Origin of the sequence: Novosphingobium panipatense, from assembly GCF_900182875.1 — a bacterium.
GTDB classification, from domain to species: domain Bacteria; phylum Pseudomonadota; class Alphaproteobacteria; order Sphingomonadales; family Sphingomonadaceae; genus Novosphingobium; species Novosphingobium panipatense.
This window is the reverse complement of record NZ_FXUI01000003.1, coordinates 1-23,567: the sequence shown is the minus strand read 5'-3', so window position 1 is coordinate 23,567 and position 23,567 is coordinate 1. Positions and strand designations below refer to the sequence as shown.

Sequence of the window (23,567 nt, the reverse complement as noted above, 5' to 3'; positions counted from 1 at the left end):
AGAATGGCCGGTAATGTCATATGCCGACATCCCGGCGCTGCATCGGAAGGGCGTGATCTGGGTCGAAAGCGCCTACGGCACCCATTCTGGGATCTGCTGATCTTGCCGAAGTCGGAGTCGCCTCCACGCAAGGCCATCAAACACTTCGTTCAAACTCGAAGGGTCCTGCACTGGCAGTGCAGCAACGACCTCCCTTTCAAATCGGCGGCGCAGCGGCTCCTCTGATAGCCAAGCCGTTTCCCACCAAGCTGCAATACGAGGCTGCGCGGCAGCAAGCCTCTCAGCAGAGGGCAACTTGTTGCGTTTCTGGTGCTGATTAATCCGACGATCCGCCGGGAGAAGATTCCAAAGGTCCCCACATGGCCAAGCCGCCCATGGGAGGCAGTGGTCAATGTCGAGTTGTTTGGCCGTCAAAGCCTTGCCGGACCAGCAGCATATGACGTTGCCATGGCTGTCAAACACCCGTCGCGCGGCCGCGCGCCCCAGCGTGGTGTCGCGGGTCGGCTCTTCCCATGATAGCGCAGCTTCGGCCTGGCCGAGCGGGAAGACCATCCCCATGCGCTCGGCATAGCCCTTCATCAGACGGGCCCATTCCGTCGTGAGGACGGGTTCGATCCAGGAACCCAAGCGCGACATTGTCCGCCAAATCTGGCCGGGAACGCGAAGCACCCCCCAGGCCCAAAGGGTCTCAACGTCGAAGCTGATCGAAGGAGGCGTCTTGCCTGCACGCGCCTTGAGTGCCCGGAATATCTGTTGGCCTGACCCTGTGTAACGGATGAAGTTCGCGGGCATCGCTACGATCGTCCGGACAGCGTCCGTGATAGCGGCATGCGAGGCCATGGCCCTATCGGCTACGAACGATGAGCCAATACGGAGGTCCGCGGCGTTGAATTGCAGATCCAGCAACGCCCTGAAACCTTCGCGGGCAAAACCCAGCCCATCAGGTCCGGAGTTTCTCGGAGCCTGAGGAAGGCCCGCGCGGACCAGTGGCAAATACATCCGAAGCCAGAACAGCGCGACAAGCCCAAGCGGGACATCGACGGCATCAACCTCGTCATCCGCTATTCTCACGGCCGCGGGAGCATGCTCCGCAATCCGCGCAAGCGAACGGAGCAACGCCAACTTGTAGGTGGAGGATTTGTCGTCAGCGAGAATGATGCCACGGATCAAGGGCAGTGCGCCGGTGCCCTCGTCGGGCATGCGCAGAAGGACAGAGATCCATCTGACTTCGGCACGCGACAGCTCGTCGTGCTGATCTGCTACCTTGAAGACCTCCAGGCCGAATGCCCTGGCGAGCGCTTCCACTTCCGCCAGAGTGACCGGGTGCATCGGACGGTCCTGGGGCGCGGGACCCTGGCGAAGTGTCATGAGGAGCAAACCGCCAGGCTTCAGCAGGGCGGTCATTTTGCGGAATGCCCGTTCGCGGTCGTTGGGCGGGATGTGCTGCCACACAGCTGACAGGAGGATCAGGTCGAACGCGAGGCCCAGTTCGTGAACCCGCGACAGCGCTGGGAGCCTGTCGTCGAGCCAGCGGATCTTGTCATCAGTATGGCGCCGAGTTCCCTCGAACCGCATACCCGCTGACGGCTCGACAGCGACAACCTCATAACCCTTGGCGACAAGCCAAGCGGCATCACGCCCCGACCCGGCGCCGATATCAAGCGCAAGGGCATCAGCTGCCCTTGGGTCAAGTAGGTCGTCGAGCGGGCGATAGGCGGCCAGTAGCGCTTCGTGATCATAACGCTCGGCAAGCTCAGCCGCCTGCACATCATAGGCCGCAATTACTTCGTCGCTCACCGGTCTGCCCCCAACGGGGCAGGTATAGGTTCAACCGGCATTCGAAGCCAGTTTGCTATTCAGTCAAATGGTGCAGATTTTGATGCCGACTCTCAATCTTCCGATGCGGACATATGACCACGTCCGCGACGTCGCCCTTGTTCCCACCTTTGCGATCGGAGAGTTATTGCGCCACGCGTCCTCGAATGTTGACGGATGATGACTGTACCGGCTGGATAATGTTGCTCATGCGCGCGCTTTCAATGGTCCGCTGTGAAAAGTATGATCGGCCGCTTTCAGTCGGACCAGACCTTTCTGGCACTAGGTGCGACCGACTGGCCTTGGTCGACGATCGCATTCCGACAGCGCGACAGGTAGCGTCAATGGACTCGCTGAGCAGCGAACACTATCCTTGGCCGCAATGCTCCACCTCCATTGCACCAAGAAGCTGCTGGATCGGATCCAACCCGAGATCGCTAAGCCCGGACAAAGCGACACCGCGCTGGGCAACTGGTATGCCACCGTCCTGTTCTGGAAGCCGCAAGTCGCTTTGCTGGTTTCTGAGCGCACGCTACTTCCCGTGCTTATGCCGCTAGCCCCAGCGGCCACGCTTGCTCGAAGATTCCCCGCACAATTGGCGCTGGTTCTGAAGAAGCACGGCGTCTCATCTGAATTCATCGCGCAAGAAGTCTGGCGGATGGACACTGTCCAGTACGCAAAAACTGCGAACCGGAGCGTCGTGGGCATCCTCAATGAGTTCGTTCGCCAGGCCGAGTTCTGGCTGGCCGCCTATGCCTATGAAAAGGGCGATGACGACGACCTTCTGGTGATTTCGGCTAAGCTGGCCGAGACACCTTGTAGCCCGCTGTACAAGGGGCCAGTTTCGCCAGACAGAGCGCTTCATGAGCTCGTGAAGGCTGGTGCGCAGGCATGAGCCTTCTGGCCGCCCACTGCGCTCAGAAACCCTCCAGCACTCGGCCGGAAACCCAGCCTGTGATGTCAGACAGGATCGGGCGGCAAATCGACGATACGGAAAACGGCCCCCGATCCAGCGTCACGCATGAGGTCAACGTGCGCCCCATCCCAGTGGTAGTCGAGGTGCCGCCCCTTGAGGGGATTTGACGCGCAGTCCGGGTAGAAGAGCGCGACGCACTCCCCACTGGGATGCCGGAAGCTCGGGTAGGCAATTCCGTTCGATCCCGCGCCCCTGAGCTGCCGCGCGACCGCTTGAGATGCGGCGTAGCTGTCAGGATCGAGCTCCGGAACCGGCTCCCCCGCCAGAGTTCGGAGATCATGCAAATCTGCATCGACTGTCATGACGATTTCCCGAAACTGCGAGGTCCAGCCAGGCGCTTCCTTGGTTCGCGCCATGAAGCGAGCATGGTGGTGGATCGTCTCGAACAGTGCAGTTTCAAACCGGTCCCCAACATAGAGCACGCCGAAGCTGCCGTCGGTAAAACGGCTTGGTCGATCGGTGCTGACATGAGTGAATGGCGCCATGAGGTAGGAGGCTGCGCTGCCGCCGACGCGCCGGCCTACCGGAACGAGGTCGAGATTGCCGATCGTCGCCATGATGCGGGGATTGGTCTTCTGCTCTGCCGAGATCAGCAGCGGCCAGTCGGCAGGATCAGCGATATCCTCGAACAGGTCGATCGGTGGAAAGGCACTGCGGATGATCCGAACAGCGCCCTTCCACTCAACTCGAGAAACCGGGATATCCGCTGTTCCGCTCACCAGCCACCACGTTCGGCGTCGAGGTAGCGACGCACCCGCATGATGTCGGTAAGTTCGCCCCCGAGCATCAGGTCGAGCGCGCTGGAGCCCGCGAAAGCCTCATTCGCTGCCCTGATCCACGCGTAACCACGGGGCGCCTCGGAAAAAATGATCCGGAGCGCCTTGTGGATGCCCATGAGGTTGGAGAGGCGCGCACGCCCGTCGCGCGAAATACGCCCGGGTCCTTCCGCCTTCCATCGGCGATAGGAGCGCACCGGCATGTCGAGCAACGTTGCAGCCTGCTCGTCGGTCAGCTCCCATTTGCCGAACAGATTAAGGACCGCCCGGAACATGGCAGCCGCCTCGTCCTGGGTAATCGGATCAGGACGGAAGGCGGTAACGGCAGTATCAACGGGTTGCAGAGCCAGCATGGCATTTCTCCATTTGGCATCATATATTCCAGATAATGCCATTTGGCAATGGTCTATGCCGATGATGCCAATCTGGCAATCACGCTCGCCGCGCCTTCGATCGGCACGAAAAGCCGGGTCTGGTAGCGGATGATCTCGGTAAAGCAGCCTTGGGCCTTGTACCAGTCGAGGCGGGTTACGCTCCAACCGGTCAGCTCAATTCGATGTGAGCCATTGACCAAGCTGCGTTTGACCACGAGCTGCTCGCGGCCCGCGAATTCCATGGCCCGGCCCGTTGCCAGGACGGTCTGGACAATGTCATCGGCGGACAGCGTCTGTTCGCGCTCGAGACCCAGCGCCTGGCGCAGGTGTGGAACACAATGGACGGGAACCTCCCGGCCAAGGAGCGAACGACCATCCGCCGCCGAGATTCGGCTGACCCTCACGAAATCCGAAGGGAGCTTGTCCCAGACCGGAAGCAGGAGGCCCGTCGCAAGATAGAGGCGCTCGCGCTTGTGGCTGGTCCGAGCTTCCTCGACCTCGGTTGACCAGGCATCGTGGAAAGCGTCGACGGAGATATACTCCCAGCTGCTCTCAGTGAGCTGATCCTCGGTGATGTGACTGCGTTTGAGCGGACGCAGCAATTCGAAGCGGGTCACGCGCGTGCCGTCATCGGCAAGAATGCTGCGAGCGGGCACCAGCAATGCGACCCGTCCTGAACGGGCGTTTCGAACAGGCCGCTGCCGCTGCCCAGCGATGCCGTGGAGCTCCTCGAGCCGCTTCAGCGTCAGCGGCTTCAGGGCTCTGGCGATTTCCAGTTCCAGCAGATGGGTGGTCGCGCCCGATGCCGGATCGGTGCGCAGCAACGTGTCCGACAGGATCGTGAACTCCTCGACCGCGATGGTCTCGAGGCCGAGATCGAGCGTGCCGGCCTGCCGGGCGGCATCGATGCGCGCTTCGACCAGCCCCATGAACTCATCGAAGATGGAGTTCTGCAGGGCGATAGGAAGCGCCAGGATGCGGTTGAGCCACCGCTGGATCGACGGCAGGTCATCGACCATTGATCCGTTGAGCGCTTCGATCCGCAGGCCCGTCAGTTCCTGAAAGCGCCCGAGGCTGACCGCTTCGAGCTTGCCTGTGAACAAGAGGCCGAACCAGCGGTGGAGCGCCTCCTTGGCGTAGATGCTTTCGAGATTATCAGCTGGATCAAACAGGTTCTGTCCGCCGGTCTGGCGCTGCCCGCGCGTCAGAGCGCCAAGGCTGTCCAGACGCCGCGCAATCGTCGAAATGAACCGCCGCTCACCGCGCACATCGGTTGTCACCGGCCTGAACAGCGGGGCCGAAGCCTGATTGGTCCGATTGGTGCGGCCAAGCCCTTGGATTGCCGCATCAGCCCGCCAGCCCGGCTCAAGGAGGAAGTGGACCCGGCGGGCCTGGTTCCTGGCGGCAAGATCTGCATGGTAGCTGCGCCCGGTTCCCCCGGCGTCGGAGAAGACCAGGATGCGCTTGGCGCCGTCCATGAAGGCCTGGGTCTCGGCGACATTGGCACGGGGTGACCGCGATTGGAGTTTCTGAAGGCCATCGCGTCCGATGATGAGCCGACGCGTGCGACCGGTGACTTCCGCCACCTGATCAACGCCGAAGCGTTCGATGATGGCATCAAGTGCAGTGGCTATCGGTGGCAAAGCGCAGAGCTGCTCGATCATCCGGTCGCGCGCGGCAAGCGCAGAGCGGCAAAACACGGGAGCGCCTTGCTCGTCGCTCATCGGCTCGGACCGAGGGTTGCCGTTTTCGTCTGTGAACACCGCCATCAGGCGGACAGGAAAGCTCTTGGCGAGATAGTCGATCACATATTCTTTGCAGTCGCAGTTTATGTCGAGCGTGGTGGCGGGAGGCGCAGGTTTCCTTCGGTTTCCCATGATTTCACTCCAGATAATTACGGTTCCCTCGACCTCAACAAGTCGAAGGAACCAACATGCGATCAAGATCATCATTGCCGTTTCGAGCGGCCCCGCTCCGGGTCGAAGACCCGCCCAGTCACGGCGCCCTTCTCACCGCATTCCTCTCCTCTCTGTCGCTCGACGAGAAGTCAGGCTGTGCGGTTCTGTATGGCGCGGCGGTCCGCCATTTCCTGCATTGGCTGGGCCTGCATAAGATCGCGATCCGCACGATTGACGATCGGGCTGTCCGGCGGTTCGAGAAGCATGGGTGCCGGTGCCACCGGTATTCGGCGCAGCAAGCGCACTACAAGGCTGACCAAGCAGCAAGGGTCAGGCGCTTCGTCCGGTTCCTGGAAGATCAAGGCTACGTCGAAGTCGACGACGGGATCGACGATCTGCCACGGCACCTCGCCGACTATTCCGATGCGATCGATCGCCTGCAACTTGCCGAGGGACCGGCACAGGCCTATCGGTCCGAGGCCGAGCATTTCGTGGCCTGGCTTCGCATGGCGCGGCGCCAATGGATCGAGATCGATGACGCGATCATCGACCACTATGCAGCGCATGATTGCCGATGCCCGGTCTGGCGCAAGCGGGGCAAGCTGGTCGCAACGGGCACCAAGCGGCGGCGGCGATGCGCACGGCACTTCGTCGAGTTCCTGCGAGGCCGGGGCGCCATCCCATTGGTTGAACCGGTGGCGGACGATGACCCGCACATGTCGGCTTACTTGGCATGGCTCAAGCAACACCGCGGCGCCACGGACGAGACGATCCGGCGCTACCGGACTGATATCAGACGGCTCATGCCAATGCTGGGCGAGCCTGCGCAATGGGATGCCGCCGGACTCAGGAGCGCATTCCAACGACGAAGCAAGGAGACGCCGGGCTCGGCATCGCTGCTCGTCACGATAATGAGGAGCTACATCCGGTTTCTGGTCGTGCGTGGCGAGTGCCGGCCGGCTTTATTGCATGCAGTTCCATCAGTGCAGCGCTACCGCCTTTCGACGCTGCCGCGCCATGTCGACCCGGCAACGATCGAGAGGATCATTGCGGCCTGTCCGACAGATCGTCCGGTGGAAGTCCGGGACAAGGCCATCATTCTCCTGCTCGCCAGGCTCGGCCTGCGGGCTGCCGATATTCAGGACATGCGTCTCGACGACATCGACTGGCGATCCGGCCACCTGACGGTCAAGGGCAAGACGCGTCGACCGGACCGCCTGCCATTGCCGCAGGATGTTGGCGACGCGATCCTGGCATATCTTGCGGCAGCCCGCCCGAAGACCGCCGAAAAGCATCTGTTCCTGCGTGCACAAGCACCGTTTCGGCCATTCCGCTCGTCCGCTGAGATCGCGGGCATCGTCGCTCGTACGCGCGACCGCGGTGGGATCGAAGGAGTGCCGACCGGGTCACACATATTCCGGCATTCGCTTGCCACCAACCTGCTGCGCGCAGGCGCAGGCCTGGAGTCCGTCGGGACCATCCTGCGTCACAGCTCGCCCGAGACCACTGCCATCTACGCCAAGGTCGATCTGCCGATGCTCATGAAGATCGCGCAGCCCTGGCCGGGAGAACAGTCATGCTGAACATCCACATTTCCAAATACGTGGCGCTGCATCGCAGCCTCGGGCGGAAGTTCTCTGAACAGGAACGCATGCTGCGCCTGTACGCCGCCTACGCCGAAGGATTCGGCGACCGGCACATCCAAGTCCAGCGGATCTACGACTGGTGCCACACGGCGAGTTCGCAAAATGTGGCCCGCCGGAGGTTTGATACCGTTCGCAACTTCAGCCGCTTTATCCAAGCCGATGATCCAGTTTACGAGGTTCCGCCTGTCGGTGTCTTCGGTCGGGGCAAGCGGCCACGCCCGACCCCGACCATCATCGAACCGGAACAGGTCCGGGCGATCATGACCGCGGCGTTGGACGTTGCGTCCCAAGACACGATCAGCCCATACACGTACCATTATTTGTTCGGCTTGCTGGCGGCGACAGGTCTCCGGATTTCCGAGGCCCTCGCTCTTCAATGCAACGATCTGGTCGAGGATGGCCTGATCGTCCGCAACGGCAAGTTCGGCAAGCAGCGGCTGATTACCTTGCAGCCATCGACCCGTCAGGCGCTCGAAGCATATCTCGCCACCCGAGCAAGGCTTGGCGCCACGGGCAATGACCTGTTCGTGACCATTCGGGGGAGAGCACCACACAAGGTGCGCGCCCACGTGGTGTTCGTCAGGCTGGCCCGGCAGCTCGGATACCGCGGACCGACCGGAACGGCCGGGATGCGGTTACACGACCTGCGGCACACTTTCGCCGTGCGTTCCCTTGAGTCCTGTCCGCGCGACAGGGAAGCCATCGCACACCACATGGCCGGACTCAGCGTATATCTGGGGCATGCGTCGGTCGCCAACACCTATTGGTATCTCGAGGCCACTCCGGTGCTGCTGCGCGATATCGCTGTCGCCAGCGAGCAACTTTACCGGGGAGAAGCGGCATGACGGCACTCGCTCCGCATCTCTCGATCTACCTGCGTGAACATCTACCGCGCGAACGTGCTGTCAGTCCGCACACGGTGAAGACCTATGCCAACTGCTTTGTCCTCCTGGTCCAGTTCGCTGCCGATCGGCTGAAGCGTCGGCCGACCGATCTCGAGATCGAGGATCTCGGCACCGACATGATCATGGCCTTCCTTGACCATGTCGAGAACGGTCGCGGCAGCTGTGTTCGGACCCGCAATGGCAGGCTCGCCGCGATCCGGTCCTTCTTCCGCTACATCGAGTATCGTATTCCGGCCTGCCTGGATCAGGCCCTTCGCGTCAGATCGATCCCTACCAAGAAGACCGACAAGGCGCTGATCGACTACCTCGACCGGGCAGAGATCAAGGCTTTGCTCGACGCCCCGGATCCCCGGACACGCCTTGGCACCCGCGATCGCGCAATGCTGCATCTGGCCTATGCTGGCGGGCTGAGGGTGTCGGAACTCGTAACGCTACAACTGCGCGATTTCCCGGACCGCTTCCTGTCCACCGTGCACATCATGGGCAAGGGACGGCGTGAACGGGTCCTCCCGCTCTGGAAGGAGACTCAGTTCGCATTGCGCGCGTGGCTTGCGATCCGTCCCGATGCGCAAGCTGCCGAGATATTCCTCAATGCCAGCGGGCAACCCATGACCCGCGACGGATTTGCGTTCCGTTTGGCGGAGCACGTCAAGCGCGCGGCAGAGAAGCAGCCGTCGATCCTTGGCAAGCGCGTAACACCGCACGTGCTGCGCCATTCCTGCGCAATGCACACGCTCGCGGCGACCGGGGACATTCGCAAGGTCGCATTATGGCTCGGGCACGCCAGCATCCAGAGCACTGAGACCTATTTGCGCGCCGATCCCGAGGAAAAGCTGCAAATTCTCGCGGCGCACGGCGCCCCTGCCATCAGGCCCGGGCGCTTCAAGCCGCAAAGCGACGATCTACTATCAATGCTTCAGGAAATACGTGCAGGAGGTCATGTCAAAATTTGACACAGTTCCGCATCGCAGTCCGAAGCGCCAGTGGCGCTCCCGCCAACAAAGCTTCGCCTTCGAGGCGGCCGTTGATGCGCAGCATAACCGAACCGTTTTGACGGAGAAGCATCGGAATGAGTTGGGAACCAGTGAGGTTGGCCTGCCAAAACGTGCTCTGAGCGTTAGCGCGGCCGGTCGGAATGTCAATTAATCGACCAGCAAAATTCCATGTAACCGTAACGCGCGGCACCGTCGCGGGCTTGTTAAGGAGCATGGCCATCATGGGGCGGTTGCCTTCACAAAACAGGCTAAACGACTTGATGTTTGGCGAAGCAGCTACATCGACATAGGCCATTGGGGCGCGACCTTGGACCGGCACGACCTCCCAAGCAGTCCCAGGCAGTGGCACTGCGTCCTCAGGTGGGCTGTCCATAAGCAGGCGAGCAATGTCCTGGGGCACGGGCAAGCGGCCTCCTTGAGGCGCATAGACCGTCAACTTTCCCTTTTCCCAAAGGCCAATTTGAACAGCACGGCGATTTGCATCAAGCAAAACATAGGCTTGCTCTACACCGCCTTGATGCGGCGCATTTCCGGTAACCCAATAGAGAGACCCTTGTCGCTGGAGACCGGATATCGCCGAAAGATTGCTGGCCAGCAGGTCTGTTTTGCGGCCCAAACGCGAACGTATCGCGTCAGCTATCGGACCACTTGTCAAAAGATCTATTCCGTTGGGATCGGAATCACTTTGGAATTTCCCTACGGAACTGGCAAGATTGGTCCAGGTTAGCGGCGTCGGTTTTCCCAAGACTGGCCTTGCTTGCAGCGGTGCTTTTGAAGCAGCAGATGCCAGCCCAGACCCATTGCACAAGAGCAATGGGGATTGCGACACGAGCGCTGACTTGAACGGATCCAGGCGCTGTCCCGGCGCGACGTCTGCTTCAAGGCGGACTACGCCTCGCTTTTCGTCGTCATTGACCGTCAAGATCACGCGTCCGAAATCGTTGGCATTGACAGGAAAAGGAAAAAAGACCGCGCTAATGCCTTCATAGGTCGGGCCAAGAAACGAAGCCGCGTACTCAAACCGGGTGCTTTTTACAGTCTGACCAGACGCTTTGAAAGTAAAACCGGTTTCGTTGATCTCAAGGCTCGCCCCTCGGGAGCAATCGCCACGCGGCGCATACGAGCCATAGCTTCCTTCGAGATCCATGCCTTTTAATGACGTCAATGTCACTGCACATGCGACGCCGGGCAAGCCCAGAAAAATCCCTGCGAGAAAAACGATAATGGGGCGCTTGGGCAGTTTGCTCGGCATGGCAAATCTCCATGGCGGACAGCCTTGCATCGGGACCTCGATTGAAAGCGACGAACGACTGCCTCGGGGATCTTCTACAACCTGCACCATTCCAGCGGTGCCGACAATCCTAACGGCCCCAGCATTCAACCTTGTCAGGCAATTATCTGGAGTGAAATCATGGAAAACCGAAGGAAACCTGCGCCTCCCGCCACCACGCTCGACATAAACTGCGACTGCAAAGAAGCGGTCTAATGTTGAGCTCAACATTACATATATTCCCGCGGGGACAGGTCGATCTCCAGAGCTTCGCGCTCCTCGTCAGACAGGTCAGCAAGCCGGCGGTCGAGCATGGCTTCTGCCGTCGAAACCAGCTGGACGACAACAGCGTGACCGTCGGCAATCGCCGTCTCGATCGCGGGCAGCAGGCTGGGGAGCTTCATCGACAGAAGCAGCTGCGCGAAGAAGCGCTGCTTGGTTCCCTCGAAGATCGACAGCGCTGCGGATTTGGCACCGGAGTTGAGCGTCCCGCCGGTCTCGCTGTCGACGATCCGTGTGGCCTCCAGCGCTTCGCGCAGGTTGGCGTGGATGATCGCCCAGGCCTCAGCATAGGCATCATAGACCGCGATCTGATCCTCGGTCAGGCAATGCTCGAGGATTTCATACTCGACACCGGCGAAGGAGAGTGCGCGGGCCGTATAGATGCCGAGCGATTTGAGATCCCGCGCGACCAGTTCCATTGCTGCAATTCCGCCGTCGCGAATGTCGGCAACGAAGGCCTCGCGATTGGCGAAGGCGGTCTCCGGCCCCCAAAGCCCGAGGCGCGTCGCATAGGCGAGGTTGTTGACGTCGGATGCTCCGGTGGCCGAAGCATAGAGCACCCTTGCCCGAGGCAGGAGGTTCTGCAGGCGCACCCCGGCAATGCCTTGTTCCGATCCCTTGACCTTGCCGCGCGATCCTTCACCGCCGGCGGCGTTGGCCATGGCGTGCGCTTCGTCGAACACGACCACTCCGTCGAAATCTTCACCGGCCCAGGCGAGAATCTGGTCAAGCCGCGTTGCGTCGCTCCGGCCCGAACGCAGGGTCGGATAGGTGACGAAGAGGATGCCGTCGCGCATTGTGATCGGGGTGCCCAGTTTCCAGGACGCCAGAGGCTGGATGTCGATCGGGAGACCGCCAAGGGCAGCCCAGTCGCGGCGCGCGTCTTCGAGCAGCGCCTCGTTCTTCGAAACCCAGATATGGCGGCGTTCCCCACGCACCCAGCGATCGAGAATGACGCTCGCGACCTGGCGGCCTTTACCAGCGCCGGTGCCGTCCCCGAGGAAATAGCCCTGCCGGTAGACCAAACCTTCCGCCGACGCCTTGAGCGAACAGCCCTTATCCTCGGGCTCGAACCGGCCGGGAAGATCGCGCGCATGAGCGCTCGCGGCATAGATCAGGGTCTCTGCCTGGGCAGCAGACAGCAGCCCCTTGGAAACTAGCCCGTCGGGAAGCTGCGGCACCGCGTCTGGCTTGGGAGCCGAGATCGAGCCCATGGCGACGGACTCAACGAGCTGCGTCGGATGGTCGGCTGCGCCATCGATCACGATCCTGCTCGAACGATAGGGAAGATAATGGCCGACCTGAGGGGCAAGCGGCGCAGGGGTTTCGAGCGACACGTAGGTGAGCGGCTTGATGGCGGAGGCTGCAGGCGTGATCCTTTCTGGTGTCGGCAGCGGCCTGCGCGGCGCGGTAACCAGAAGGAACGGAGCACGAGCCGGAAGGCTCGACTTTTGGGGAGCAAGCCCCAGGCTGGCGCGAGGCGGCAAGGCATCAACGAGATCGGCCAGCTGGCGGAACGCGTTCGTGCGAATAGCGACGGGCTCCTTCGCGCCTTCCACCTTGTCGAGAACCAGCAGTCGCGTGGTGATCCCGGTGCCATTCTTGATGAAGGCGCGCTCGACCGCGGCATTGAGCCGCATCGAAACTGGCCCTTTCACCCCGGCCAGAAACCGCGCGCAATCGAACCATTCGGGCATGATCGCAACAAGCCGACCGCCCGACGCCAGACGATTCCAGGCCGACCGCAGGTGGCGCGAGCCGGTACGATTATCGTGCCCTCGCTCGATGCCGTGCGAATAGGGCGGATTCATCAGCACGACGCTGGGGCTGATGGCCGGATCGAGCAATTCGTCGATCAGTTCGGCGTCATGGCCGGTCACTCGGGCAGCCGGGAACAAGGCAGTCAGGCAGTCGCGGCGCAGCGGCGAAATTTCGTTGAGGGCAAGGCGCAAGCCAGCCTTGGCTGCCCAGACCGCGAGCATCCCTGTTCCGGCCGAGGGTTCCAGGACGAGCTCGTCTGCTACTAGGGCGCAAGCCCGGGCGGCAAGCCAGGCAAGGCGCGGCGGCGTCGCGAACTGCTGCCATTCGATCTGTTCGTCGCTGCGATTGGTCTGGGTTGGAAGCTCAGATTCCAGCCCCGTAAACATCCGGTCGGCGTCGGCCGCCGAAGCGGTGAGGTCGATCTGTGCGTTGGCCTGCAGGTATTCGGTCTGAGCCAATTCCAACGCGATATGAGCATCGCGTACCGACCAGCGCCCCTCTGCATCTGTGCCCCCGAAATGATCGGTGAGAAGCGTATGCAGTTGCCGACGCGTAATCGGTTCACCGGATGCCATGCTTGCGGCGATGGTGCGCGCGGCCAGCAGGGCCAGCGGTTCAGAGGGTGGAGGAAGCAAGAGAACGGGGGCAGAGCTTGGCATTTGGAACCTCCTGACGAAGCCCAGTCCACTCGCCGGGCTTCATCAGGCCAAAGGCCTTCTCCCCTCTTTCTTCGTCAGGACTTGGACCGAAGCCATGCTTGCAAGGCGTCGTTCCAATCTTTCCCGGGACCGCGCGGACGACGCGTGACGATCGTTCGGCTCTCACAGGCGTAGGCGCTGCGAGCGCGTTCCTCGGCAAGGTCGCCGCCTGCATCATGGTCGACGAACAGGTGCAATTCGCGCACGCTTTCCGGGATCGACACGAGGCCAAAACGCTCATTGCCGAGCGAGGCCCAGCAAGGGATCTGGGTTAAGGCCTTGGCGGCGAGCGCGCTCTCGATACCTTCGGCAAGGCCGAGCCGCCCATCAACGGGTTCGAAGAGACGAACGGCGCCCGATGCCAAGCTTCCGAGTGCGCGCTTGGGATTGTCGAAGGGGACGATTGCAGGCCTTACCGGATTGAGAAACGTGCGGTGAATGGCCACCAAACCATGATCCATGGTCACTGCCGCGATCAAAGCAGGCAAGTACTGCGTGTTCCCCTTCGGGCCGAGCGGTGTGCGAGGGTGAAATCTGAGGGCACGAGAGGCAGCGCGAATGCCGCGGGCCTCAAGATACGACTTTGCGGGGGTATCACCGATTTGCTTCGCGTCACGCCAGATACGTTCGGCAAAGGTGTGGTGCGCGGGCTTGCCGGTACGGTCGCCCGCATGGGCTTCGACCTGCCCTGAAAACATGGTCGCCGGCGAAACACCTCGCCCGGCGAGCGCCATCAAGACCTGGTCCTGGCTGCAGCCCGCGAAACAATGAAAGAGGATAGCGCGTCGGCCCAAAGTTACGCCGAGCGAGGGTGTTCGATCATCATGGGCTGGGCATCGCGCCATGCCTTTGGCGCCGGACCAATGTCCTCCAAGCGCCTCGCAAAGCTGCTTTGCCATTGAAGCAAGGGACGAGTTAGTAGGACTGGATAACACGCGGGACATGCGGGGCTCCTCAAGCTCAAAATACCGCCCCCTTGCGAGCGACCTCTCCTCCCAGTCGCGCACGCAAAACACTTTCCTACAGCCTTGTGTTCACCATACGTTCCTCATTGATTCGAAGCAATGCGGCGAGATGGAAGATGATCAAATATGGAATGATTGGGATGCTCCTGGCGGCCGTTCCAGCGGTGCAGGCCTCAGCTCAGGTCGAAGCGCCATCCTTTGCGATTTTCGAACATCGCACCTCAGCGACAGCCGCTGAGCCTGCCCAACCCTCCTTTGCGGCACAGAGTGAAATAGATTGGGGGGCAAGCAAGGCAGCGCCCTCGTTCCGCGAGGCAATCTACGTGGCGAATGTCCGAGAGGCAGAGCTCCGATACGCTCTTCCTACAGGCTTATTGCAGGCACTGATCTGGACCGAATCGCGGTTCAATCCAATGGCGATCAGCCCTGCTGGCGCGGCAGGACTGGCGCAGTTGATGCCAGGTACGGCCCGATACCTTGGCGTCACGAACCGGCATGATCCTGTCGCGAGCATTGATGGCGGGGCTCGCTATTTGCGCGAGATGCTGGACAAGTTTGGGCAGATCCATCTCGCCCTCGCTGCCTACAATGCAGGGCCCGGGGCGGTTTTGCGTGCAGGCGGCATTCCTCGAAACAACGAAACGCCGGGCTATGTCCGCAGCGTTCTGGGCCGATGGCAAGCAATTAGCTCGCGCATCTGAAACGTGTTCGTATAGCTTCTTCGAAGAACGGATTGGTTGATTGGGGAAGGCCAAGTTTGATGGCTCCGAAAAAAGATCGAGGCCCGGAGGATGACAATGTCATTCGCTTCGATTTCCGGGACGAGCTGAAGAAGCAGCGCGGGAAGCAGCGGCGTAAGGAGTGGATCTTGGGACTAGGTGCGTTTTCGATCGTATTCGCTGGCGGAATGCTGGCACTGAACTGGCCGACGTTGGGCTCGACCTCGTTGACCTCGTCGGAGCTCACACCGAAGTTCTCGCTGGCGGCGGAGACCTCTTCACCCCGTTTTGAACTCTGCGGAATGATACGCCGCACCTGCGTCGTGGATGGCGACACCTTCTGGCTCGAGGGTGAGAAGATCAGGATCGCTGACATAGACACGCCCGAGATCAGCGAACCAAAGTGTGACGCCGAGTATCAGCTCGGTATGAAAGCCACCCATCGGCTTCGTGACTTATTGAACGAAGGCGCTTTCGAGGTTCGACCAATCGGAAATCGTGATGAAGACCGGTTTGGACGCAAACTTCGGGTCGTCGTTCGGGGTGGCCAATCGCTTGGAGACCAGCTCGTGAGCGAAGGTCTCGCCCGGACTTGGACCGGGCGCCGGCAGCCATGGTGCTAACAGTGGCCATATCACTGACCGGTCAACACAAGCACCTTGCGATAGGCAGCGACCGCTTCGTCAGTCCAGCCCAGATGATCGAACGCCGACGCAACCTGAAATCAGCTCATTCCAGCTTGCTCGCGGCAGACGGGTCATCCCTTGTTTCGCCTAGCATCGCAGTCAACTTACTCGTCGAGACGATCTTGTGCAGGATGCGGGTCGTCGCCGCCAGACAGCCGGCCTTGAGCCACCCCATGCTCCGCGTCGTTCCGATCTGACGCAGCATGAGGTTGAGCTGAACTGGCGACTGCAGCTGGCGCACCAGATCGTCCGCACAGATTGTGTCGCCCACCCAAAGCCGCCGCGTTGGAACACTAGCTAAGAACGGATTAGTCTCGCTTCGCGCGGTGCTCATCATCAGCGCAGGGCTATGGAACAGGCGCGTGAGCGCGGAGGCGTCGGTGAAATAGACGCCGTCGATCGGGTCTGGCACGCTCATCGGCAGGACATTCAGCACGGACGGGATCAGCTCGAGGTCGCTGGCCCCAGGCCCGAACAGTTCATCGAGAATGTCAGGGTGAAGCTTCAAGCCCTCGACCAGTCGCGTGACCTGGCCGACCTGGCTCTCGAGTTCCAGCGCGTCATAATAAGAGGCGATCAGATTGTTGCCCGACAGCGATCGGCTTTTGCACTCGAAGAGGAAGATGCGCTCGTCCCAGCGAACCAGCAGATCATAGTCATACTCTTCCCGGCCGCGCCGGACGGTAATGGTGCGCGCGTCGAGACCCTGCGCTTTCATGAAGGCAAGCATCGCTTTTTCGAATGCCTTGCCGCGCGCCTCCAGCGACTGCTTCAGACAGGCAAGGCGAGAGAGTGTCGTCTGCGCTGGTATGCCGCCGACCAGAGCGGGGCCATAAAGGAGCACCTTCGTCGAACCGCAGCACAGCACGGGCGTATCGAAGAGATCGCGCGTCCCCTTGTCGAAGGAAACGAGATTGATGAAGCTGTCTGCCTTCGCACCGGCGAGGCCGACGCGCTGTAGCCGCTTGATCAGGTCCACTCGCTCGATCTCGACGAGTAGTAGTTCGGGGCGATGGTCGCCCGCTTCATAGGGTGCCGCAACCAGCTTCTGGAGCGCGGCGTATCCGCGGAGCCACTCGACCAACCGGAGCCCGCGATATTGCGTCGTGTCGGTGGCGACGCTGATGCTCAGCGCATGGTCAAGAATATGTGCCGATTGCAGTTCCTCGATGCTGACGAACGCATATGGGAGCAGCGGAACTTTCTCTGACACACCCTTGACCAGCTTGGCGGCGTTCGTGCCGAAGGCCATCTGCGCGGCCTCCTGCTTGATCCGTAGGTGGAGCCGCTCGTTCGCGGCGAGGTCGATCATATGCCATTCTGCGCTTCCCGGCACATGGTGCAGAAATCGGGTTACGCCCGCGTCGTGATACTCCTGCGGAAATTCCGAAGACGGAACATCTGTCAGGGTTCCGTCAAAATAGCGGGTCTCTTCCTGGATCCATGTCCAGTGCCGCCAGGCCTGCGCCGCTATCAGCAGAGGACGCACGGCCTCGCGCTCGTCGGTCGTGGTTTCGACGCGTTTCGGCAAAACAAGCTGGTCGGACGCATTGAACCAGCCTTGCTGGAACGCCTCCATCTTGAGCGCCATCGTCAATGTCACCACATCGACGTCGATCGGGACATCAGGCGATACGACGTTTCCATGTCCATCGGCGACACCGAGCCCGATTGGGTCGATCATCCCGTCGACGATGATCGCATCCATGGATGCTGTGCGGACGCCATCGCGGCGCTGGGCACAGAGGTCGAAAAGCGCCGAGATGCGGCACTCGGGCGTGAGGTTCGCCGACGGCAGTCCCGCGAGATCCTCAAGGATGGCGCGGTATCCCGACTCGATGAGCTTGAAGAGCGCGAGGACCGCTTTGATGTCGTCGGCGGCGCCGATCGGCGCCCTAGCCTCGATGATCGCGACGATCTGCGCGATGGCATCCTCGCGTGCCGCCTCGGCCTTCGCATTCGGATATTCGAAGAGTGGCAGGCAGCCGCGCTTCAGCAGCGACGCCAGCGTGTCGATCTCTTCGGATCCCAGCGGGATCGCTCTGAGATGCGCCAGCAGCGGCTTGACGTCCTTCTTGGCGAAGGCCTCGCGGACGATCTTCTCTCGCAGCTCCATCGAACGTACCATCACTCCGAAGGGCGCAGCGCATCGCGCATCTGTGCAACCTTTTTGCCGAGCGCGGGCTGGCCGATGCACCGCAATCCGGCAGCCAGTCCGTCGATGAAATTCTTCTTCGACAGTATATGATGGAAGAGTGCGTAGCGCTCCTTGGCGAGACGGTGCGCCTCAAGCGTCGTCTCCAGCAGACGAGGATATTCTTCTCCGAAACGCTGGTCGCGACCGACGTAGAAGATCGTCTGGAGATCCGCGAACTCCTCGACCGTCAGCTGCTCCATCACGGCTTTGTTGAGCGTGCTCATCTTGTCACCGTACCGCATCACATCGTCGAAGCTGATGCTGGCGGCGTTGACCACGCGCGGCGGCGTACTGGCAGGCTTCGGCGGATTAGCGTCCAGCCACAGCGCGACGATCTCGAGGATCTTCGCCTCTGACAGATGCAGCAGATCGCTCTCGACCTCGATCAGGTTCTTCAGCTCGCGCGACGCCTTTATGGCATCGAGCGCCTTCGAGAAGCTTTTGCTCGAAAGCCCGAATTGCGCCATCGCATCCGCCTTCCGCTCCAGAAAGGCCTCTTCGGTCCAGCTCGGTTTTGGGCCGACGATCCGGGCAATCGCGATCAGGTCCGATCGAGAGCATTCCGCGGTCTTCGTGCCTGAGACATGCTCCTGTCCGAGCCGGGCCACGCGCTCCATCAGCCGGTCCAGAATGTCCCGTAGCTCCCGCACCGAGGCCTGAATGAGCGGCAAGTTGACGACGGCCTGCTCGCCGAGGCTTTGTTTGCCGTCGCGATGTTCGAAATAGCGCAGCTCCTGTCCGTCAATGTCCTGCTTCATGAAGCTCTCTACGAACGGCTTGAGCTCCGCCAGCTGTTCGCGGCACGCCCGGTCGCCGATGCGCTGCTCACTGAGATGTACCCAGTAGGCATGGAGATCATGGTCGATCGGCCCCTCTCGCGTGCGCGCCATGCCGAGCGCGACAAGCTCGCGAAGGACATATTTCAAGGCCAGCTCCAGACCGTGCCGGGCATTGAAGAGGATCGGCATGGCAAGCGTGTCGCGGCTGCCGAACATTTCCTTTTCTAACAGCGTATCGACCAGCAGTTGCGCCGCCTGGAGATAGCCTTCGACGTAGTTGATCTCGTCGCCCTGCTTTCCGATGCAGGCATTCCAGTCGCCGTCGTTTAGTACCTCGAAAAAAGGATCTGTGACACTGCCCGCCCGCAAGAGGTCGCCCATCTCCGGCATATCTCTATCGCTCCCGATCACGCGACTTGGTTCGGTAGCGATCCGGCCCTGTCTCGTTGTCTGCACCCCCGCTCGCGCGATTGTCCTTCGTCCGCAGTCGGCTCGACAATATGATCTCTCGGGACGGGGCTGTCAAAGCCTCCAAATTAAACAGCACTTGAGCGAGTTTTGCCCCGACTGAGTAGTTCTCAGCAGCATCGCATCTTAAAAGGGTCGGATTTTGGCACAAGCTGACGTTTCGCAGTTCATCCGGGAGCGACTGTTTTGTCACAATTCCTGCTGGGCCTTAGGCGTTCAGTGTCTCGTCAGCCTCTTCCCGCAAACGCGCCCTTGATGACCTTGCCTCCCTCTCGGATCGTATCGAGGTAGTCGCTCCACCATTGCGCCATACGCACCCGCTCATCCCAGTGCTTGCCGCGGTGATAGACGCCGCGAACAGCATTGCTGTCGCCATGGGCCAATCCTCGTTCGATCGCGTCCGGGTTCCAAAGGCCGCTTTCGTTCAGCATAGTGGAGGCGGTTGCCCGCAGGCCATGAGCGGTCACTTCGTCCTTCGTGAAGCCCATCCGGCGGAAGGCGGCATTCAAGGTGTTCTCGCTCATTGGGCGAACAGAGGCACGGGCCGAGGGGAACACATAACCTTCGGTTCCGACCATCTCGGCTAGCTGTTTCAGGTAGGCAATTACCTGCTTCGAGAGCGGAACGGCATGAGGGCGCCGTGACTTCATCTTGCCTTCAGGGATGCGCCAGACACCCTCTTCGAGGTCTATCTCCTTCCATTCGGCATGCCGTAGCTCGCCAGGCCGCACAAAGACGTGAGGGGCGATGAGAAGAGCGTACCTGGTGATGAAGTTGCCTGTGTAGTCCTGGATCGCTCGTAGCAGCCCGCCAAGCTCCTTGGGTTCGAGAATCGCGGCGTAGTGCTTTGCCTTTGGCGTGATCAGTGCCCCACGAAGCATTGACGTCGGGTCGCCTTTGCAGCGCGTGGTGGCAACGCCATACCGGAATACGCGGCTCGCAAACGACCGGGTCTTCTTCGCGGTCTCGTGCTTGCCCTTCGCCTCAAGGCGCTTGAGGGGGGCGAGCACTTCAAACGGCTCGATCTCGTCGATCGGTCGGCTGCCAATCGCGTCCACCAGCTGCTCGAGGAAGAAGTTGGCCTTCACGATGGTGGCATCGGCCCTACCGCTCTGCACCATCATCTGATCGATGTACTCCCGCGCCACTGCCTCGAAGGTCTGGGCGGAGAGGAATTCGGCGCGAATCTTCTGCTTGCGCTTCTCCATCGCTGGGTCGCCGCCGGACGCGATCTTGTGCCGCGCCTCATAGGCTGTCTGCCTTGCCTGCTTGAGGCTTATCTCGGGGTAGGCGCCGATCGACAGCTTCTTTTCGACCGGGCCGATCCGGTAGCGGAATCGCCACAGTTTGCCACCGGCTGGGGAGACCTCGATGTACAATCCGCGGTCGTCAGCAACCTTGTAAGGCTTGTCCTTTGGCTTGAGTGCTCGAAGCCGAGTCTCGGTCAGCGGCATGTGCGGGCCTTTTCCCGATGTGGTTTTCGCAAAGGCCCGCAAAAGGCCCGCAAAAATGTGCGGAACCCCCGAGAAAAGGCGGGACGATCCGGCACGATCCAAGGGCCAATTCCCTTGGATTTCTGCGGGTTTAATACACTTTTTGGGATGTTCCGAGAAGAACAAATGGTGCCCAGAAGAGGACTCGAACCTCCACGCCCTTGCGAGCGCCGCCACCTGAAGACGGTGCGTCTACCAATTCCGCCATCTGGGCACACATGCGAGGCGCCGAAGTGCCGTCCTCGCTGGGTAGGAGGGCGCCTCTAAGGGTAGGTCAGCGGCTTGTCAACACAGGCAGGCAACATTTTTCATTTCGTGCGTTTGATCCGTGCAGATCCTGCCGGTGCCGCTGAGACGAACTGCCCGGTTGCCCGCTTCGAGGCCTTGTGGCAGGGGCAGACTGCATGTGCTGCTGCGCGGGACACGGCGCCCGCAGCGACCCGAGGACCGATTTCGACCATGAGCACCCTAGATACCCTCTCCGGCAAGATCGTCACCATTCTGGGTGGCAGCGGCTTCGTGGGCCGCCACCTGGCGCAGGAGCTGTTCGCCCGGGGCGCCCGGCTGCGGATTGCCGCGCGCCATCCGCGCAGGGCCTTCTCGATCCGCACCCTCGGCAATCTGGGCTATGCCCAGTTCGTTTCCGTGGACATCACGAAGCCTCAGTCCCTTGCCGCAGTGTTCGCGGGGTCGGACGTTGTGGTGAACCTGGTCGGCGCTTTCTCCGGCAACCTGGATGCCGTGCAGGGAAAAGGTCTGAACGAGGTGGCAGCCGCCGCCAAGGCAGCAGGTGTCGCCGCCTTCGTCCATGTCTCCGCACTTGGCGCGGACGCCGGTTCGGACGTCGCTTATTCCCGCACGAAGGCTGAAGGTGAAGCGGCTGTTCGCGCGGGGTTCCCCGAGGCAACGATCATCCGTCCTTCGCTGATGTTCGGCCCGGACGATCGCTTCCTCAACACCTTCGCGGAACTGATCTCGCGCCTGCCCGCGCTGCCCGTTCTCGCAGCCGGGGCCAGGATCCAGCCGGTGTTTGTCGATGACGTGGCCCACGCCATTGCCAATGCCCTGTGTGAGGCCGCCGCCCGTGGCAGGACCTTCGAGTTGGCCGGCCCCGAAGTCATCACCATGCTGGAGCTCAACCAGCGCATCGCGCGGGCACAGGGCCGATCACGCAAGTTCATCGAATTGTCGGACGGCATGGCCGGCGCATTCGTCAGCGCGACCGGCTGGTTGCCGGGCGCTCCCATCACCGGCGATCAGTTCAAGCTGCTGCGCGCCGGCAGCGTCGCCAGTGGCTCCGCGGCCGGCCTCGAGGAACTCGGCGTCACGCCGCGCCCGCTGGGTCTCTTCCTCGACCGCTGGATGGTGCGTTTCCGCAAGCACGGCCGCTTCGGCACCAAAGTGGCCAACGCCTGACCTTCAGGACGAAGGTTCTTCCCGGGCCGCCCTCGTCGCCGGTAGCACGAAAGTGATCAGCCGCGCGGGGGCGTCCGAAAGATTGCGCCACCCATGAGTGACGCCACGGCAGACGCCGCAATCGCCCGCCCGCAGGACCACCTCCTCCTGCTCCAGCACCAGCACGACCTCACCTTCGAGCACGTAGAAGTGATCGGCCGTGTCGGTGAAGTGCATGCCAGGATCGTCCCGTCCCAGCCCCGGTGCATATTCCGCGATCATGAAGCCGTAGACCGGCTCCGACAGCTGCTCGAAGCGAAAGGGAACGCCCGACCTGCCCTCGGCTGAGGCATTGTCGGCGCGGCATGCGATTGATCCGACCCACGGCTGAGCTATGGAGATGGGCCCCAAGGCCTGTGCCTCAACGGACTCGTCGCTCACCACCCGGCTGCGTCCGTCTTTCCCCAATCCGGCCACCACGCACCGGTGTCGCGTTATCTCCATCGAACTCTCCCTGCTCTTCCCGGAACCGCTTGCAGCGGCGGGGCATTGTCGTGTGGGCCCCTGGGCGACACGCGCCCCACAGCCAGAGGAGTAATCCCGTGAACACCCCAGCAACGCAACCGCCCTTTTCGCAGGAAGCCTGGACGACTCCTCAGGGCACGATCCGACGCGGCATGAAGGTCATCGCGCCCGATGGCACATGCATCGGCACGGTGGCGAGGCTGGAGGGGGACGAACTCATGCTGGAGGAGGGCTCCGGCAGCTTCGTCGCCTTGACGCAGATTGATGGCGTCAGCGCGGATTCGGTCCTTCTGGAAAACCGCGGCGACGCGACATTCGGTCTCGGTGCACAGCCGTAACAGGCGCACCTGACGAGGCGTTTTGGCTCCGGGACGAATGCCGGAACGAGGCCGCTTCCACCTCGTTCCCTCAGTGAGATTCCGGATTGAAGGAAGCGCCATGTTCGAGAAACTGCGGATTCGTGAACACATGGAAGTCGTCACCAGCACCGGCCAGCATGTCGGCACTGTAGACGAAGTGAAGGACGACCAGATCAAGCTCACGCGCTCCGACAGTTCGGATGGCGCCCATCATTATATTGCCTTCGAGAACGTGGATCATATCGCCGAGAACCGCGTGTGCCTGAAAGAGGGGACCCCGGTTCCTATGGGCGCGGGCGCGAACTGACGGGATCCGACAATCAGCCGCCGAGCGAGCGCCGCGTAAATCCCCTTCGCGCGGCGTCTCGAAGACCCCGGCCCTCTTCATGAGGGCTGGGGTCTTTTGTATCGACAAGGGCGCATCCCCCCGGCGATGCCTGCTGCGATGTGATACAGCGTGGGTAGCATCTCTTCCCAAAGATATACGGCCCTCATGACTGCCATCCGAGACGCTGGCCGAGTTTACTCCTTCGCTGGCCTCGAGACCAGCGGTCGCATTGACCTTGGCGGGTGTGCCGCGGGCGC

At 61.5% G+C, this 23,567-nt stretch carries 20 protein-coding genes and 1 tRNA gene; 9 read left to right on the top strand and 12 right to left on the bottom strand.

Going from position 1 to position 23,567, the window contains the following annotated elements; all coding sequences use genetic code 11:
- Window positions 1-72: 72 nt before the first annotated feature.
- The gene (locus tag QOL62_RS05425; RefSeq protein ID WP_283405495.1) at window positions 73-1,767 is read right to left on the bottom strand and encodes a class I SAM-dependent methyltransferase; all 1,695 of its coding nucleotides are present in this window, start codon (window positions 1,765-1,767) and stop codon (window positions 73-75) included.
- Window positions 1,768-2,197: 430 nt separating this feature from the next.
- On the opposite strand from QOL62_RS05425, the gene QOL62_RS05420 reads away from it, so the two are divergent.
- Window positions 2,198-2,710, top strand: coding sequence for a DUF6933 domain-containing protein (locus QOL62_RS05420; protein WP_283405494.1), 513 nt, complete (start codon window positions 2,198-2,200; stop codon window positions 2,708-2,710).
- 65 nt (window positions 2,711-2,775) lie between these two features.
- On the opposite strand, the gene QOL62_RS05415 is transcribed toward QOL62_RS05420, so the two are convergent.
- Genes QOL62_RS05415 through QOL62_RS05405 form a run of 3 tightly spaced genes read right to left on the bottom strand, consistent with a single transcriptional unit; the run spans window position 2,776 to window position 5,665 of the window.
- Entirely contained in the window at window positions 2,776-3,510 is a 735-nt protein-coding gene (locus QOL62_RS05415; RefSeq protein ID WP_283405493.1) for an RES family NAD+ phosphorylase, read from the bottom strand.
- A complete protein-coding gene (locus QOL62_RS05410; RefSeq protein ID WP_283405492.1) occupies window positions 3,507-3,920 on the bottom strand; it encodes an MbcA/ParS/Xre antitoxin family protein in 414 nt (137 codons plus the stop codon). Before QOL62_RS05410 ends, QOL62_RS05415 begins: the two co-directional genes overlap by 4 nt.
- 53 nt (window positions 3,921-3,973) lie before the next feature.
- Complete coding sequence (locus QOL62_RS05405) at window positions 3,974-5,665, bottom strand: strawberry notch C-terminal domain-containing protein (RefSeq protein ID WP_283405801.1); 1,692 nt, start codon at window positions 5,663-5,665, stop codon at window positions 3,974-3,976.
- 209 nt (window positions 5,666-5,874) lie between these two features.
- On the opposite strand from QOL62_RS05405, the gene QOL62_RS05400 reads away from it, so the two are divergent.
- From QOL62_RS05400 to QOL62_RS05390, 3 genes are read left to right on the top strand one after another with little or no spacing between them, the layout of a single operon-like run.
- Window positions 5,875-7,422, top strand: a complete 1,548-nt coding sequence (locus QOL62_RS05400) for a tyrosine-type recombinase/integrase (RefSeq protein ID WP_016510927.1) — start codon at window positions 5,875-5,877, stop codon at window positions 7,420-7,422.
- Window positions 7,416-8,330, top strand: coding sequence for a tyrosine-type recombinase/integrase (locus tag QOL62_RS05395; RefSeq protein ID WP_125962521.1), 915 nt, complete (start codon window positions 7,416-7,418; stop codon window positions 8,328-8,330). The genes QOL62_RS05400 and QOL62_RS05395 overlap by 7 nt, the downstream gene beginning before the upstream one ends.
- On the top strand, window positions 8,327-9,343 hold the full coding sequence (locus QOL62_RS05390; protein WP_007015936.1) for a tyrosine-type recombinase/integrase: 1,017 nt from the start codon (window positions 8,327-8,329) through the stop codon (window positions 9,341-9,343). Before QOL62_RS05395 ends, QOL62_RS05390 begins: the two co-directional genes overlap by 4 nt.
- On the opposite strand, the gene QOL62_RS05385 is transcribed toward QOL62_RS05390, so the two are convergent.
- The 3 genes from QOL62_RS05385 to QOL62_RS05375 all read right to left on the bottom strand — a co-directional run bounded on the left by QOL62_RS05385 (window position 9,333) and on the right by QOL62_RS05375 (window position 14,130).
- On the bottom strand, window positions 9,333-10,637 hold the full coding sequence (locus QOL62_RS05385) for an Ivy family c-type lysozyme inhibitor (protein WP_080993750.1): 1,305 nt from the start codon (window positions 10,635-10,637) through the stop codon (window positions 9,333-9,335). The genes QOL62_RS05390 and QOL62_RS05385 overlap by 11 nt on opposite strands.
- 248 nt (window positions 10,638-10,885) lie before the next feature.
- On the bottom strand, window positions 10,886-13,357 hold the full coding sequence (locus QOL62_RS05380) for a strawberry notch-like NTP hydrolase domain-containing protein (RefSeq protein ID WP_283405491.1): 2,472 nt from the start codon (window positions 13,355-13,357) through the stop codon (window positions 10,886-10,888).
- A 74-nt stretch (window positions 13,358-13,431) separates the two neighbouring features.
- Complete coding sequence (locus QOL62_RS05375; RefSeq protein ID WP_346770678.1) at window positions 13,432-14,130, bottom strand: DUF7146 domain-containing protein; 699 nt, start codon at window positions 14,128-14,130, stop codon at window positions 13,432-13,434.
- 347 nt (window positions 14,131-14,477) lie between these two features.
- Here QOL62_RS05375 and QOL62_RS05370 point away from each other — a divergent pair, with 347 nt between their 5' ends.
- Together QOL62_RS05370 and QOL62_RS05365 are read left to right on the top strand one after the other, a co-directional pair.
- A complete protein-coding gene (locus tag QOL62_RS05370; protein WP_283405489.1) occupies window positions 14,478-15,062 on the top strand; it encodes a lytic transglycosylase domain-containing protein in 585 nt (194 codons plus the stop codon).
- 59 nt (window positions 15,063-15,121) lie between these two features.
- The gene (locus QOL62_RS05365; protein WP_283405488.1) at window positions 15,122-15,703 is read left to right on the top strand and encodes a thermonuclease family protein; all 582 of its coding nucleotides are present in this window, start codon (window positions 15,122-15,124) and stop codon (window positions 15,701-15,703) included.
- Window positions 15,704-15,809: 106 nt separating this feature from the next.
- On the opposite strand, the gene QOL62_RS05360 is transcribed toward QOL62_RS05365, so the two are convergent.
- The 4 genes from QOL62_RS05360 to QOL62_RS05345 form a co-directional block, all read right to left on the bottom strand.
- Entirely contained in the window at window positions 15,810-17,894 is a 2,085-nt protein-coding gene (locus QOL62_RS05360) for a hypothetical protein (protein WP_283405487.1), read from the bottom strand.
- Window positions 17,894-19,132 (bottom strand): DUF3775 domain-containing protein, encoded by a 1,239-nt coding sequence (locus QOL62_RS05355; protein WP_283405486.1) that lies wholly within the window; start codon window positions 19,130-19,132, stop codon window positions 17,894-17,896. Before QOL62_RS05355 ends, QOL62_RS05360 begins: the two co-directional genes overlap by 1 nt.
- A 305-nt stretch (window positions 19,133-19,437) precedes the next feature.
- Entirely contained in the window at window positions 19,438-20,664 is a 1,227-nt protein-coding gene (locus tag QOL62_RS05350) for a tyrosine-type recombinase/integrase (RefSeq protein WP_283405485.1), read from the bottom strand.
- 166 nt (window positions 20,665-20,830) lie between these two features.
- Window positions 20,831-20,917: transfer RNA gene (locus QOL62_RS05345), tRNA-Leu, on the bottom strand.
- 245 nt (window positions 20,918-21,162) lie between these two features.
- Between QOL62_RS05345 and QOL62_RS05340 the strand changes: the two genes are divergently transcribed.
- On the top strand, window positions 21,163-22,119 hold the full coding sequence (locus tag QOL62_RS05340; RefSeq protein ID WP_283405484.1) for a complex I NDUFA9 subunit family protein: 957 nt from the start codon (window positions 21,163-21,165) through the stop codon (window positions 22,117-22,119).
- 3 nt (window positions 22,120-22,122) lie between these two features.
- Here QOL62_RS05340 and QOL62_RS05335 read toward each other — a convergent pair whose 3' ends face one another.
- Entirely contained in the window at window positions 22,123-22,602 is a 480-nt protein-coding gene (locus QOL62_RS05335) for a cupin domain-containing protein (RefSeq protein WP_283405483.1), read from the bottom strand.
- Between the two features lie 98 nt (window positions 22,603-22,700).
- On the opposite strand from QOL62_RS05335, the gene QOL62_RS05330 reads away from it, so the two are divergent.
- Entirely contained in the window at window positions 22,701-22,961 is a 261-nt protein-coding gene (locus QOL62_RS05330) for a DUF2171 domain-containing protein (RefSeq protein ID WP_283405482.1), read from the top strand.
- Window positions 22,962-23,061: 100 nt separating this feature from the next.
- Window positions 23,062-23,289, top strand: coding sequence for a DUF2171 domain-containing protein (locus QOL62_RS05325; protein WP_283405481.1), 228 nt, complete (start codon window positions 23,062-23,064; stop codon window positions 23,287-23,289).
- Window positions 23,290-23,567 lie beyond the last annotated feature (278 nt).